Annotated in this window: 9 protein-coding genes; 1 reads left to right on the top strand and 8 read right to left on the bottom strand. The window is 41.8% G+C overall.

Annotated elements, in window-relative coordinates; all coding sequences use genetic code 11:
- Positions 1-8: 8 nt before the first annotated feature.
- From E2P86_RS03010 to E2P86_RS02975, 8 genes are all read right to left on the bottom strand, one after another.
- The gene (locus E2P86_RS03010) at positions 9-3098 is read right to left on the bottom strand and encodes a SusC/RagA family TonB-linked outer membrane protein (protein WP_085472197.1); all 3090 of its coding nucleotides are present in this window, start codon (positions 3096-3098) and stop codon (positions 9-11) included.
- Positions 3099-3114: 16 nt separating this feature from the next.
- Entirely contained in the window at positions 3115-3681 is a 567-nt protein-coding gene (locus tag E2P86_RS03005) for a discoidin/SUN/FTP domain-containing protein (protein WP_240775566.1), read from the bottom strand.
- A gap of 97 nt (positions 3682-3778) precedes the next feature.
- Positions 3779-4465 (bottom strand): response regulator transcription factor, encoded by a 687-nt coding sequence (locus E2P86_RS03000; protein WP_085472198.1) that lies wholly within the window; start codon positions 4463-4465, stop codon positions 3779-3781.
- Between the two features lie 16 nt (positions 4466-4481).
- Positions 4482-5894, bottom strand: a complete 1413-nt coding sequence (locus E2P86_RS02995; protein ID WP_134430646.1) for a sensor histidine kinase — start codon at positions 5892-5894, stop codon at positions 4482-4484.
- 79 nt (positions 5895-5973) lie between these two features.
- Positions 5974-7626: a DUF6377 domain-containing protein gene (locus E2P86_RS02990; RefSeq protein ID WP_085472200.1), complete on the bottom strand. Its 1653-nt coding sequence runs from the start codon at positions 7624-7626 to the stop codon at positions 5974-5976.
- Between the two features lie 140 nt (positions 7627-7766).
- A complete protein-coding gene (locus E2P86_RS02985) occupies positions 7767-9803 on the bottom strand; it encodes a glycoside hydrolase family 16 (protein ID WP_134430643.1) in 2037 nt (678 codons plus the stop codon).
- 30 nt (positions 9804-9833) lie between these two features.
- Positions 9834-11036, bottom strand: a complete 1203-nt coding sequence (locus tag E2P86_RS02980) for an alginate lyase family protein (RefSeq protein WP_085472202.1) — start codon at positions 11034-11036, stop codon at positions 9834-9836.
- 16 nt (positions 11037-11052) lie between these two features.
- Positions 11053-12558 carry a glycoside hydrolase family 30 protein gene (locus E2P86_RS02975; RefSeq protein ID WP_134430640.1) on the bottom strand — a complete coding sequence of 502 codons (1506 nt, stop codon included), beginning with the start codon at positions 12556-12558 and terminating at the stop codon, positions 11053-11055.
- 728 nt (positions 12559-13286) lie between these two features.
- Here E2P86_RS02975 and E2P86_RS02970 point away from each other — a divergent pair.
- Positions 13287-16511: a SusC/RagA family TonB-linked outer membrane protein gene (locus E2P86_RS02970; RefSeq protein ID WP_085472204.1), complete on the top strand. Its 3225-nt coding sequence runs from the start codon at positions 13287-13289 to the stop codon at positions 16509-16511.
- Positions 16512-16520 lie beyond the last annotated feature (9 nt).

Genomic DNA, 16520 nt, shown 5'->3' with positions numbered 1-16520 from the left:
AACAGCAATTAAAGAGTAGCTTGAAGGCCAAGTGTAACGGTTCTTACATTCGGGTAGCGAGATCCATTTCCCGTATTTAGCTCTGGATCCCATAACTTAAACTTACTCCAATACAACAGGTTAACCCCTTGAATATAGACACGTGCATTTCGAACACCGAGCTTCCCGAAAAGGTCTTTATTGAAATTATAGCCTAGATCAACTGTTTTAAGTCTCAAGAAATCGATGTCCTTAACCCACCAGGTAGAAGCCACCGAATTATTTTTGTTAGCCGCATTTCCATATGCCAACCGCGGATAAAAAGGGTTCGGATCTGGGTTTTCTTCCGTCCATCTGCTTTCCGCAATAGCGTATAAATTACTACGCTCAGCACCCGTGCTATTATTAAACGGAATAATACCATCACCCGAAATAAGACGTTCGGCGCCTGAGGTTCCTTGAAAGAATGCGCCAACATAGAAACGTTTGTAGGTGACATTAAAGCCGAAACCGAAAATCGAATTAGGAAGATCTCCATTTCCGATGCGTGTAATATCATTCGCATCGATAATACCGTCTCCATTTAAATCTCTATACTTAATATCACCCACACGAGGACTACCGATTGCAGATTGATTTGGTCGTTGATCGATCTCTGCCTGCGATTGGAATAAACCTTCCGCAACATATCCGAAATAAGACAAGTAATTGACGCCTCTACGCTCCATATAGTCAAAAGGCTGTTTTGGTTGATCATTTTCAATCACCTTATCTTTATTGTATGTATAAGTGGCACGTAAATCCAGTGTGATGTTTCCGATTGGAAACGGTGCCAGCTCTATCGTCCCGTCAATTCCTTTGTTTTCAATGATGCCTAAATTCCCCCATGGTGAGTTATTCAACCCCACATAGCCCGGAAGGGACTCTCGCTGCAAGAAAACACCACTTCTTTTTTCTTTAAAAAAGTCTACGTTAACAGATAACTTCGATCTCAGGGTATTAAACTCAATACCCAAGTTTTGCTTATGGGATTCAGCCCACTGTACATTCGATCCATAATCAGATATTGCTGTTCCGCCGTACCCAATGTTACTCGTTCCGTTACCAAACGTATAGCCAGTACTTCCTGTGTTTACCAACGTTAGGTACCCAAACCGACGCCCTCCATTTCCGCCATCGCCAACAATACCATTGGAATATCGTAATTTAAAGTAATCCACCACAGGCAACAATGGCTTGAAGAACGGCTCATTAGAAAGCACCCACCCCACCCCAAATGAAGGGAAGAATCCATATTTAAGACCTGGCGCAAAGTTCTCTGAACCATTGTAACCAAAATTACCTTCTACAAAATAACGCTCACCATACGAATAGGTAAGTCGACCCGCTATACCACGACTTCGATAAGGCAACGAAGACGTTACGCTCGTTGCAAAGGCTTCCGTGCGTTCCCGCTGATTATACAAAAGCATCGCCGAAAGTTGGTGATCAGAAGCAATCGTCGTACTATAATTTAGCGATGCCTCCGTGTAGAACTGCCGGCGTGCATTATTATCTTTCGAAAAACCTAAATCATCACTGCCCGAAGAAATCAGATTTAAAATAGGATTCCCTTGATCATCATATGGAAACAACCTATTGATCAAGTAGGTACTCCGTGTACGTGTCCTATTTATCGTATGCGAATTCCAGATATCAAAAGAATATAAAGCGGAGAAATTCAATCCTTTCACCCAGAATCCCAGATCTTGAGTCAAACGAGCATTTGACATCACTTGGTTCGAGAAAATATTCTGAAACCCTGTCTGGGTAACCTGTCCGTACGGATTGGGCTGTGCCCCCGCCGAACTAACCCCCGGAACAAAATTGCCAGGATACATCACCGGATAAAGCACAGGGTTAGTTTGCATCACACTGGCGAAAGCATCTTGTGGATTTACACCCGGATAGTTGATATTTCCGATATATCCCTGTATACCGAGATCAAACTTCGTGGTCTTCGTCCAATTCATGGATACATTAGAAGTAAAGTTATAGCGCTTAAACCGAGTAGAAGCATCATAACTCTGAAGAGCATCGGTACGCAACAAGCTTTCTTCATCGTAATATGCGCCAGAGACATAGTAAGTAGCGAAGTCTGAACCACCACGCGCACTAAAATTAGCCCGTTTATTACCGGATGTTTTCCGGAATAACTCCTCCATCCAATCTACATTCGGATATAGGTAAGGATCCGTACCCAGAATTGTATTGTTAATATAATTGTTGGAGTACTCCTTGTCCAGACCAGAAGCTAAACGCGCCTCATTCCGTAGCATCATATAGCTAATGCCATCGGTGAGCTCAGGACGTTTTGTGAAACTGGTAATCCCTTGGTTGTAGTTAAACATAAGAGCTGGCTTGCCTACATTTCCCTTTTTTGTTGTAATCAAGATAACGCCATTTGCTCCAGCCACACCATAAACAGCTGTTGCTGCAGCATCCTTCAGAATTGAAAAAGACGAAATATCCTCCGGGTCAAAACTATTGATATCCCTATCCTGCACCCCATCAACCACGATCAGAGGTCCCGCATTATTTCCTGAGCGGTTAAAAGTCGCAATTCCTCGAATCCATAGGTCCGCTCCATCGGATCCCGGCAAACCGGTCCGTTGTACACCGACTAATCCCGCAATACGACCTGCCAAAGCGGCACTTAAATTAGCTACCGGAGTTTTCAAATCTTCAACTTTAACGGTCGACTGGGCACCCACCACACTAATTTTTTTCTGTTGACCAAAACCGATAACAACCACTTCATTAATACTGTTGTTATCGGCTTTTAGCACAATATTTAGATTAATCGAATTCGCGATTACAGTTTGATATTCTTCATATCCCACGAATTTAAATAGCAACGTATCCCCTCTGTTGGCTTTGATATCAAAATTCCCTTGTTCATTGGTCGCTGTTGCTACCTGAGTTCTTTTATTCAGTACCGTGACCCCTGTTATCGGTTGGCTCATCTCATCTTTTACAACCCCGATGACACTGATTTGCGCATTCTCCTGAGCCTTGATATGGTTTATATTCGTAGCACTAACAAATAATATAAACCACGTTAATAGTTTAAAGTTCATAATTCAATTGGTTAAGTTATTGGACTTGAGGATCATTGATTAAACGGAGTTCCGCCATCTGGAACAAACCTGTTCCACCACTGATAGCTTTTACGTTGAAACGATAATACCTGTACTTCTCTTTATTCGAGGTATCGAAACGCACTTTCTGATTCCGAGCGGAAAAAACATACCCTTCCTTTTTATCAATCACCGTCCAGGCTTGCATATCATTAGAGCCTACGAGTTCCCAATCTTTAGGATCACGAGCAGGAGCATCGTCGGCAGAAGCAACGATATAACTAGTCACCGCAATGCCCCCCGGGAAAGCGAGTTGGATATAAAGATCATTTTGATAGGGGTTGATCAGAAACTTGGTGCTATAGTCATTATCAACAACTTTCAGCGACCCTTCTTTTGCCGTATTACCCCCCGAATTTTCCCGGTTTACGGATAATACACCATAAGAAGTGATATCCATCTCAGGGTCCTTTTCTGTAGGCAGAAGCGGATATTCTCTTTTTTCGCTCTTCTCACAACTCCCCAGCGTGAGTAGAAAAAGGGGGACAAGCCACCTTGATTTTTTGGTAAAGAATCTGTTCATAAAAATAGGTCTATTAAATTAACTAAAACGAATTAGTTGCTAATTTAAACAGACCCCGAACAAAAAGTTGTTAACCAGATGTTAATGACAATTAAAACTAGTCCGTAGCGGCTGTCTTCAGAACAAAACCGACCTTAAAGACTGTGTTTAAAGTGAGGTAGGAAGAAAATTGCAATTGTTTGCGCATGCGCGCGATATAAACATCAAGGCTACGTCCTAAGAAATAATCATTCTCCCCCCACACATCCAGTAGGATTTCTTCCCGTTTAAGTACAGTATTCGGATGGGTTAAAAAGTACTTCCACAGATCATATTCCCGGGAGGTCAACGTTAACCGATGTCCACGGTCAAAACTAACTTCCATCAATGCCATATCCAAGCGCACATCAGCAACACTCAAACTGGTTGTGTCAGCAGCGGCGGCTCTATTTAATATATTATGGATACGCCAAGACAACTCTTCCACATCAAAAGGTTTCGTGATATAATCATCGCCTCCGAGCTGCAAACCCTTCAGTTTACTTTCCCGGGTATTCCTTGCTGTTAAAAACAAAAAACGTTGATCTGGAAAGCGATCCAAAAAGGACGAAACAAGATCAAATCCGTCGGCATCTGGCATTTGGATATCCACCACTAAAAGATCGAATTTCTGGTTATCAAAAAAATGAACAGCTGAACGTCCATCCATAGCATGGGCAACATTAAAACCAGAGGATTCTAAAAACATTTGCGTCTGCTTTCCTAAATCAAGATCATCCTCGATCAAAAGAATTGTACCTTTCATAACTTACAGCATTTAGTTAATTAACTGGAATGGAAATACTTATGACCGTTCCTTTTTGTACTGCCGATTCTATTTTTATCTTCCAATCATGAAGATCTAAGAGTTTTCGCACGTAAAATAACCCCAATCCCAACCCACCATTCTTCTTCCCCGCTTTACCCTGATAAAATTGATCGAAAATCTTAGACTCCTCTTCTTTAGGGATTCCATCTCCGTTATCCCGAAACCGAAGAACAAGTCTATCACCTTCGATTTGAGAGTCAACATGAATATTTTTCACCGGACTGCTGTTGTGTTTTATACCGTTCTGGATAATATTAGATACAGCGGTCGTAAAAAGGAAAGGGTCGTACCGAACAAAACTGTTCGTCTCTAAGCTACCTGTCTGAATACAAACATCCGCTTCGTGGGCATATTTTAGTTTAAGATCCTTCAGCAGAATATACACATCTTCCTCGACAAGCCGCCATTCTTTCTTCGTTTGGCTCAAGTTAAACACACTGGTATGAATAGCCTGGTCAATCAGCTTATTTAATCGCTCAGATTGCCTTTCAATTACTTTAAAACCATCGGAAAACTTGTCATTCCCCGTTGTAGCGTTTAATTCACGTTGTAAATTTTTTACACAGACCTTAATGGTAGAAATGGGTGTTTTAAACTCATGCGTAATACTATTTACAAAATCGGTTGACATCTCTGTCAATTTCTTTTGTTTTGCCCAATGGTGTATAGTGAAATAAAACACGAAGATCATAACCAATATACAGATGCCCGAAAGAGCCAGTAAAGGAAGAATAGCCACAAATGTCGCCCAGGTCAGGCTTTCCCGATTGGCATAGAATGTAAATTCAACTCGATTTGAAAAAGCGGTCGGAGAAGATACCGTGAAAGCACTAACAAGATTAGACTCTTTGATAAGAGTAGACGATCCTGAAATTAGTACGTCATGTCCATAAGGATTGGCGCTAGAGGCCAGATCGTGATACACTTGCCCATCAAAAGTCGTCGATAAAGAATTCAACACTAATGCATAACGAATCGGAATCGAATCGAGATTTATTTCTTTCTGAATAGCCTGTAAGACAGAGTCAATATTGCTTTTCCCCCTTAAGTCTTGCACGATACTTTCATATATGCTATCGGCAGTCATGACAAATGCATCTTCATTACGATGAAAAACCACAGCCAGTTCTCCTACTTTGTCTTTATTGAGATAATTATCAATGATGGCCTGGCCTCCGGGAAACAATTTATCGTTTATTATGGATCGATTGTACGCTTGTTTAATCTCCCCCATTTTTACACGAAAAAGCTCATTGCGCTTGGCTTCGTACACACCAGAAATAAGTTTATATTGAAGACCTAACAATATGAGAAAACATACGGAGACTACAATTTTTAATAATCTAGTGGGCGTTAATAATTTCATGGTTTAGCGTAGCAAAGTAGCTAGATCAAACTTAGATAAAATAGTTTTCTGGAACAAATTATTGTTTCAACGTCCACATTTACATGAAAGCACCAATCTTCTTAACCCTATATTCAAAATCTTCCCGAGAGACCCGCGATTTGTTTTTCATCTTGGTCCGGTAGTTATAAATTGTATTTACGGAGTAACCCAAGAAATTTGCAATCTTTGAACTATCACTAATTCCTAATCGGATAAGGGCAAAAATTCGAAGCTCCGTATTCAAGCCTTCGTCACGCTTTAGTGAAATCTGCTCCTCTTCAAGCAATAGTGCATTAAACTGTATCAAAAAATCGGGGAAAATAGTAATAAACATGGTATCAAAATTAACAAACAACTCCCGCAACTCTTCCTCTCTCAAAGAAGTGCTTCTCGTTATCTTGTACAATTCCTCATATTGCTTATCCTGGACCTTTTTATATACCATCTTTCGGTAGTTGTCCAACTTCACGATGTATTTAGAACATTCGTCTAAGAAATAGGCGATGTATTCTTCTTTAATATGGTTCGCCTCAGCGACTTCATTATTCCGTTTCGTAAGCTCCATATTCATATCGTGCAGCCGTGCATTAAAAGATTCTAACTCTTCATTAATCTCCTTCAATTTCTGACTAAATACCTGACCTTTTCGCATATGCTTATACACATACAAAACAGAAATCACCAACAATATGGATAAAACACACAGCACACCCAGCAAGATTTGCAACTCCCTGTTCTTCCGATCATTCCTCAGCTGATACGCCTTATCAATTATCGTTTGAATCTTTAGGATCTCAGCACTTCGTATTCGCGTATTATAATCCTTTGCATTTTCTAATGAAAAACGGATATACTGATATGCTCGGTTTACATCGCCTTCATGCATAAGCAGGTCTGCCAACAAGGAAATAGAGGCATTGTCTTTAATCGCTAGCTGTATATCCGATAAGGCAGACAATGCCAAATATTGTTTTTCCTTCGCTACATCCTGCATTTTTCGATAAATCAACGACCGATGAAAAGTCACCAAGGCATAAACAGGCGTATTCGGCTTCGCCAGCTTAAGGCGCTGATCATTAACAGCCAACGCACCCTGGTAGTCATTCGTTAACCGTAAAGCCTTCTCCTCCACCCTCAAATATTCTTCCGACCCGGGTTCGGCCAACCTTTTCAAGGCATCATTATGTACATTCGCCATTTCCCAGTAGCGATGCCTTTCTCTCGTATTCTGACTATACTGTCCCAAACCCAGGTAAAGCTCTCTCCCGGAAGCATGGTACGCCAACAATTCCTGGCTATCCAATGCATCGACAGGAATAGATGCCAGAAGATCCGATGCTTCCTTATACATACCTAACCGAGCAAAAAGAAAAGAAGAAGCAATACGTACGTCATTCCCTTTCTTTTCATCCGATAAGGTGTTAGCAATATCCAAATTTAGATGGAGGTAATAAATTGCTGAATCAGAAATGTAATTTTTGTATTCGTTAAACAGGGTATCGTTGATTGCGTACTCTTCTAAAGCAGCACCCCGCAGCGCTTTTTTTCGCGCTTTTAGATTTTCTATTTTTCTCTCCTTCAAATCGATGTAAACATCCTTATGTTTTATTTCGTCATCGATCTTGGACAGCAAGACACGGAGATCGCTTTGCGCTACAGCGCCAACAAAATAGAACAACACAAGTGTTACTGTTAATAGGTTTTTTTTCATTGGTTAGTCACTAAAACATCATCTCCTCACCAGCACCACTTTTGCACAAAGATTATTGTTTACGGGGCCTATTGGAATTAAGTGACTAAATATAGTAATTTCACTAAAATAACTATATTTTACCAAGGGTTATTTTCCGATCACTCCATCACAGGAAAATCAACAACGTAAGTACGATTATCGCGCCAGGTGTCATACGTACTTTTTTGCGTCTCATTAATCACAAATTTAAAACCTCTATAACGTCCATTAGACAAACTGTTATTGCAGATATTTTTTAATACTACACCCCTCTTTTCCGGCACTTCAACCGAACTGTGAATCATAATTTCATGGATCAAAACATCATAAATACCAAATGCATAAGCTTCATGGTGATCCACCTCCTCAGCAACTTTATAAGCAGCATAGCCATTCTTTTTACCACCCTCACTGCGATAAGCCGATTGATTCGGTGCATCATACGGACTTTCGCACTGAAAAAAATAAGTGCGACCATATTCCCCATTCCATAACGTTTGATAGCCTTGGAAATGTTCGTTAAACAAGGCATAAATAGTCACGTAATCCCCATTTACCACTAATCCATTTTTTGCGGTGTTTATGTACCAACCCACGCTGCCTTTCACGCCATGGTCCGCCCGCCAGATCCAAAAGTGGTCCCCAATAATATCATTACTATGCAACAAGACCGTTTCTTCCACATGAACTTCACCTTCCCTAAATCCACCTACACGAAAAAACAAATCCGCTAATAGGGTTGGATTTTCGGCATGCCGATCTGCCGTCTTCTCCGTTCCCACCTGTAGCAAACTTTGCGAACTATAATGGGCGTCAAACATCAATGAAGCAACGGTTACACCATCCACATCAGCAACCGTAATCGCTGTCGTTCCATTTTCTTTACCGGGAATCAACGTCGCAAGCCCCAAGCCCAGAACAATGGTATTCGGACGAGTCACCTGTAAGCTCTCCGACAGCTCATACATACCCGGTGTAAATAATAGGTGCTTACCACGTGCTAACTGCCTATTGATCTCAACAGCATCAACCCCAGGCTTGACCACATAAAAATCATCTAAAACATCAATAACCTCCCCTTCCCCCATGTCTCCGGCGGCATACGACACACCGATATGATTACGTTTTAATGCAGGTCGGAAAACCTTGTAACGCTGGTCTTGATCAAAAAAGAGAAACGGTTTTTCCCGAATAATAGGTGTATGTGGTAACACCGTAACATTCCCTCCTTTGTCCCAATTATTCGTATAACTAGCCTGATCCACAGAAGGACTAAACTCAACCCCTTGAAAACAATAATTGTACTTGATTTCTTCGAAATTCCCACGTCCCTTGCCGAGGTATGAATTTCGAGTATACCATTGTTGCTGATTCTTTGAGCCAGCAGCACTCTCGAAGTAACAATCCGCGGTATATCCACCACTTACCCAACCATTTCCCCATTGATTTCGAACAACACGCGTGGAGTAAATACGTCGTAAAGGAGCCGCTTGCGATACCGCCCATTTAAATGTCTCCTCTTCTACATACGTTTCTGGACCTATGACAGACAAATTTTCCGCTGATCGCCAAAAGGTACAAGTACCATTCCCATCAGCTAAATGTGGAGGAGTATGTATATTGGATAGTTGCACATCATACGGCGTATGCCCTAGTCCAGCGATCTGGACATAAAAGGGAACCTTCAATAATCCTGATGCCCGATAGTCACCCTTTTTAAAGAAAATACCATAACGATTCGGGCTAAATTCCTTGCCAAACATACGTTCATGCAACGCATTTACCTCTTCTCCTATTTTTGAAGGATCATCAGACGCACTGTAGATAAATGTATTTGCCCCAAAAAGCTCGATCTCCAACCCTAAAAGTACAACCAAACGATCATCCACACATATCTGATAATAATAGTTATATGGATTTTCCACGACCTTATTATCCGTGAAAATGGACTTTGTTGTCTTCCCAATCGTTTTGTAATGTCCAAACCTGCTCGAGGCTCGTTTAATCGTATAAGTTTTCGACTTGTTTACACCGTCAAGAGATCGACTAAAGTCTAATACAATCTTCCCATCTTTCAATGAAACGTCCCGCTGTTGTGCATACCCTAATAGCAGGGAAACAATAAAAAAAAGCGATAAAACAATCTTTTGTAGCATATATACAGATACTATTTGAAATTTATTCCTTTAAAAACTTTCACCATACAGGAGTCTCCACCTATCCGTCTCATTATGTTTCGCGTATTTCTGCGCAATTTCTTGATACCGATGCCGAGTAGGGGCTAGTTCGAAAATTCGGAACATCGTATGACACACATCTTGCTGCTTCGCTTCCCATCCGCTAATCTGTTGATAGGGCCAGCTACTCGCATTTTTCCCAATAAAGGATGCTAAATAATCCATTGCCCCATAAATAGACCTCCCATCCACGGATTTTTCATCCAACAGATTCACGCCTAACTTTTGCGCCGTAGCACAAACATCCACCATATGGCTCAAATTATACCAGGAGTAATGGTAAGCTAAGGTGCGCCACAACTCATTGGGCTGCTTCCCATCCGGCTCTATCTGTGCAAAGATCCGCTTCGTCGGAAAGTCACGGATAATACGTCGTGCCCCATCCTCATCGCCTGAAAAAAGCAAGTACGTTATCAATTGTGCATCGTACGCTGTTGCGTGGTTATTCTTGGCATTATTTTCTTTCTTCCCCTGCTCACTCACTTGCAACCAATGCACAAAGTCGCTAAACCATTTTTTCAGTTCCACTTCATCGGCCTCGCTATAGTGTGCCGAAGTACGTAAAAGAGGAATACTGTTCAACATCCCAACAAAAGAATAGCTATCAATAAGCCCCTCTGGCCTTCCTTTTGAATCATCCCTCCCCGGAATAAACTGTGAATATTCCAGATTAGGATTCATTTTTGTATCGCTATTCAAAAACCATATCTTCAATAAATCGAATGCTTTCTCCGCATATTTTTCGGACCCGCTATAAAAGAAAGCCAGCGACAACGTACTTACGGCATTACACATATTGCCTAGTGTGTTTCGATCATAATGGTTCAGCTCGGGGTTTGATTCCCCATCTTTGAATACATACGGTAACCCATTTGACGTGCTGGGGTTTCGCCACCAGTAACGACTTAAGCTGACGTAGTCATGCTTATCCCCACTAGGTGCTATACCCTTCTTGTATACAACGGAATACGAACCTTTCCGCACCTCCTCCTCGGCTTGCACAATTAATGCCCGGTACGCAGGAGCATAAAACGGCGATTTTTTCTTTTGTTTAATACTTTCCATGTTCTCTTTCTGCCAAAGCCACTGTGCTTCCACACCGGTTGAGACACATAGAAAAACCAAAATAAACACACAATATTTAGTACGCATCCGCTTTCTATCTTAATTAACCTTTCCATAAATAAGAAACAACAGATTTTGCCGGTACGGTATAAGAAAAGCGCGTTGCTTTATCAACCACCGAAATAGTCCGAGCCTCCTTGCTTTTATTCAGCAAAACGAGCGCAATCGAACCGTCCTTATTTTCAAAACCCGTATACACCAACTCCTCGTCCCCCATACCAGTACTACCGATCCGTACAGCTCCAGGTTTAACAACCACCGAAAGATGACTAATAACATAGTAGTGCGAGTTTTTGGTAATTGTTTTATAATCTTTTCGATCGATATCAACCGCCCCGTAACAGGTTTTACAACCTCCTTCTCGCCATGGCCCACGATCAGAATCCAGCATTAAATTCCAAACCATCACGCCCGTACACCAATTATTGACCGTTCCTAGACCAACCTCTTCCATATCCTCGATCAAGCGTTTATCAAAATCTCGACCATGGTTCCATGTTCCGATCGATGTCTCCGTAAAAAGAAGCTGCTTATCAGGTCGACGATCATGAACCCGCAAAAGCTCCTGTCTATTGCCGCCATAATTATGATAAGCTGCACCTGTTATATACTGAGCCGCTGCATCATCTTCATAAATATGCAAAGGGTAACCTTGCTGGTCCGCCATATTATCGTAGTTATAGTTATGATCGAAGGCAAATATTTTCGTACGAAGTCCTGCCTTTTTTAACTGAGGCCCTAATGCTGATTTTATAAAATCCCGTTGCTCCAACCACCCCATAAATAGCGATGCCGAATTACGTCTATTTAAGGGTTCATTCTGTGGGGTAATAGCAAAAATATCAATCCCTTCTTGTTGAAAAGCTTCAATCCATCGCACAAAATAGATCGCATAATCCTGATAATATTGGGGATTAAGGTGGCCACTCGTCCAAGAATGGAAAGGGTTTAGGTCAGTAAGGTTATCGACTTTCATCCATTGAGGACTTGTCCATGGTGAGCCTAAGATTTTTATCGTAGGGTTGATGGCAAGAATTTCCTTTAGCACAGGTATCACGTATTGGAGCTCTTCCTCTTGCAACGCAAAATTCTCGATCCCTTCTGCATCGCAACACGTATATTCACTGAGCGAGAAATCAGAACACCCGATAGCGATACGAATATAACTATGCCCATATCCTGCAACAGGATCAAAAGTCTCCCTCAAAAACTGGGTGCGCGACTTCTTATCCATCTTTAACAAATTATAACATGTCGATCCAGTCACTGCAGCACCAAAGCCATCCATTTCCTGAAATCGTGTATTCCGATCAAGATGGATTGTCGTCCTACTGCTTAAGGAGTTTGCTTTAAAGGTTACTCGTTTTAGTTCATGCGATCTCGTATTTGTTGTTACATAAGCTTCCACCTCTCCTTTACCTAATCCATCAACCGCAAAAACCGGATGATAAATAGACAGTAAAAAGGTGAATAGAATCGAAAGACCGATTAGATACGGGCGTACAATAAGGTGACAACATAATAGATTGTAGAAATTTAGAATTCTCATAAAAGGTTTAGATTATACTATTCTCGGGCAAGTATTTTTTTTGCAGCCCACTTGATTACAAATTTATTCTTTCAAACAGTTCAAAAAATCCAAAGGATTAAAAAATGAGATTTCCACTTACCGAACAAAACCATAAACTACTAAAAAACAACATGTTAAAAATAAAAGATCGCAGTGAAAAAGTAGTTAATTTATAACCAATTCCATAAAAAGAGGGAATTTATCCATCCTCATGACGCGCTGGTAAATTTCGATTTTTCACTTAAAAAGAACCCTTGCATCCACTTTTTCAACGAGCACACAAAAACATAAATTACTCATAATAAGACGATTCAGCAAAAACAACAGTCCCACACATCTCACTTTTGAATGCCCCCCCTATTATTTAGAGCCCTTTACTAATAGATTTGTCCTGTTACAATTGTATTCCGCGACCATGGCCATGCAGAAACAAACGAACCAGTAAAACCAAACTTATAAATCAAAATCTAATCATGATGTAACAATTACACACGAAGTCTCGGGTAGTTGTATCGTATTTAACGACACATAACGCCCCAACAAGGATGCATTTGGAAGTGCTTCCCTCTAAAATCACAAAACAAAAAAACCTGCTAACCAACTTATCGCTATCATGAGAATTAAAAAAATCACGTCCGTTAGCTCCTCGGATTATGAGGTGTCGAAAAGAAGATCAAACTATCTGGAACAAGCAGTAAACTGAAATTATGAAAACAAAAAAAACAGCAAAAAAAATGTTTACACGAAATTCGCTCGTTTGGAAACTACTATTTCTATTCTTGCTTTCGGGAATATCATTTGGTTTATCTGCCCAGGAAGTAAAAGTATCGGGGTTGGTTACCGATGCCAAAGGGAACCCTGTAACAGGCGTAACCGTATCCATCAAGAATCAGACAAATCACCAAACCAACACCAGCTCCTCGGGGCAATACAGCATACAGGCATCCCCTGGGGATATCCTGACATTCACCTATATTGGTTACCAAACAGAAGAACGCCCCCTAAAAGCAAATGAAAATATCGTCAATATCCGATTGACAGAGAGCGCTGCCGATCTTGACGAGGTCGTCGTAGTGGGGTATGGTCAGCAAAAAAAGACAAGTGTCGTTTCTTCCATCAGTACAATTTCTGCTAAAGAACTCGCGGTAACAGGCCGCGGATTATCCAATTCATTAGCCGGCAAATTACCGGGTATTATCGCCATACAACCATCCGGTGAGCCCGGATACGACGACTCCAACTTCTGGATACGAGGTATGAGCTCCTTTGCTGGTGGAACAAGCCCACTCATTATTATCGATGGAATACCACGAAGCAAAGCCGATATGAGCAATATTCCAGTTGAAGATATCGAAAGTTTCTCGGTACTTAAGGATGCCGCGGCAACAGCCGTATTCGGTGCCGAAGGGGCTAACGGCGTAGTGATTGTCACAACAAAACGAGGAATGCCGCAAAAGACGATGATATCGACCGATCTACAGCATGCGATTCGTACCCCATTACGCTTGCCAAAATCACTGGACTCTTACCAGACATTAAAACTATACAATGAAGCTACATGGAATGAAAAGGGAAACCCGACGTCCGGCTGGTTACCAACCTATGATGATAATACCTTAGAAAAATATCGCACGAACATTGATCCCGATCTTTATCCGAACACCGATTGGTTAGATCTTTTAAAACCCAATACAAATGTTTCGCGATACACCGTTAATTTCCGCGGTGGAGGTGATCGCGTACGCTTCTTTACATCGGGCGCTTATTATACCGAAGATGGTTTATACAAAAGTAATACCGTCGAAAACTACAACGCCAATCTAAAATACGAACGGTTTAACCTCCGCTCAAATATTGATATGGACTTGACCAATACCACAAAGATGTCGGTAGATCTTGCTGGTTATTTTGTAAAACAAAATGCGCCAATCGCCACCGCCGACCAGTTGTGGAGCATTATTACCCTCTCTCCCCGCTATCTTTTTCCGATGATGTATTCAGATGGTACGTTTTCCGAACACCCAATGTATTCGGCAGGAAATGTCGGAACCGGTGAACGAGCAAACCCATACAATATGCTAAACAATATGGGATACAGCCGCAATCAAGAAGTAACGTTACAATCCAAGGTTAACCTCGTGCAACAGCTCGATGTGCTGACCAAAGGATTATCATGGCGAGGTGCGGTGGGCTTTGACAACCTTTCACAGGGGCGAACAAACAGAACGAAAGAAGCACGCTCTTACTACGCGAACTCCCGCGATGACAATGGCAACCTAATCTTTGGTCAGATTCGAGGGGGAGCGGCTTTATCGAACCCCGCATCTGCAGGAAGTTCGGGAGAACGAAACATATACCTGGAAACCGCGCTCGATTATAAACGAACAATCAACCTCCATGATGTAACAGGTTTACTATTATACAATCAAAAAGAACGTCAATATCAAAATAGAACGGACGGCCTCGATATGCTTCCTTTTCGTAAACAAAGTCTCGTAGCTCGCGGAACATATGGTTTCGACAACCGCTATCTCTTGGAAGCCAGTATGGGGATGACAGGTAGCGAAAACTTTGCAGAAGGAAACCGTTGGGGAATTTTTCCTTCCGTAGGTGCAGCCTGGTGGGTAAGCAACGAAAAATTCTGGGAGCCCATCGAAAAGACCGTTAGTAAGCTAAAGTTTCGTGTCTCTTACGGTCGCGTTGGAAACGATATCGTTTCGGCTGACCTAACACGTTTTCCATATCGGGAGAAACTTAATGAAGGAAGTTCGGGCTATAATTACAGTTGGACCGGGGGAGCAGGTGTAGGCAACAGTGGCCAAGGATCAGGTAGTCCCGGAGCGGGGATAATAGAAAATGACTATTACACACCGACCTTGAAGTGGGAAGAAGAGGACAAATTTAATACCGGGATCGACATTGGTCTCTTTGGTAACCGAATCGACGCAACGATCGACTTTTTTTACAATCAACGGAAAGATATATTAATACGCCGTAACACCGTACCTACTGCCGCTGGTTTACGCGTTAATCCCGTACAGAATTTTGGCCGCACGAACAACCGAGGCTTCGATTTTAACGTGACAGGAACACAAAAAATCAATCAGGTAAATTTGGGTGTACGCGTTAATTACACCTACTCTAAAAACAAAATTATGGAGTACGATGAAATTACACCATCGTTCCCGTACCAATCCTACACCGGCCAGCGTATAGGACAACCGTTTATGTATATATCTCAGGGCTTATATACGCCAGATGATTTTATCATCACACGCAATGGTAATGGGGGCGAAACCTACCAGTTAAAACCAGATCTTCCAGATCCACGCTTTGCTGTCGCTCCCGGTGATATAAAATACCTGGATCTCAATGGAGACGGCATCATAGACAACTACGATCAAACGTATAATAACGGGTACTTTTCCGCAAGTGCACCGGGAATCGTTTATGGATTCGGATTAACAGCAGACTGGAAAGGATTTACAGCTGGCATCTTTTTCCAGGGAGCGGGTCAGTTTTCGACCAATCTCTTAGGCAAAACAGAGAATTTCTTCCCCTTCCAGCGTTCCATTACCGATGCTGCACTTCGCGAAGAAGCAACAAATCGCTGGACACACCTAGACCCATACAATCAGGATGTTCTTTTCCCAAGACTTAGCACCGCAAACAATGGCAACAATACACGCACCAGTACCTGGTGGTATCGCGATGCCTCCTATATACGTTTGAAAAATATAGAATTGGGATATACCGTAAAGTCTGACTGGGTGAAAAAGATGCATATAAATGCAGTGCGCCTATATCTGCAAGGAGAAAACTTACACACCTGGGACAAAGTAAAGTTCTGGGATCCTGAAGTAACAGCACGCTCTGGGTCACGCTACCCGATCAGTTCGACATGGACTTTTGGTTTGAACGCAACATTTTAATACGATTTA

It is taken from the genome of Sphingobacterium psychroaquaticum (assembly GCF_004421025.1).
Classification (GTDB): Bacteria; Bacteroidota; Bacteroidia; order Sphingobacteriales; family Sphingobacteriaceae; genus Sphingobacterium; species Sphingobacterium psychroaquaticum.
The sequence above is the reverse complement of the archived record's forward strand: the minus strand, read 5'-3'. Positions and strand labels throughout refer to the sequence as shown.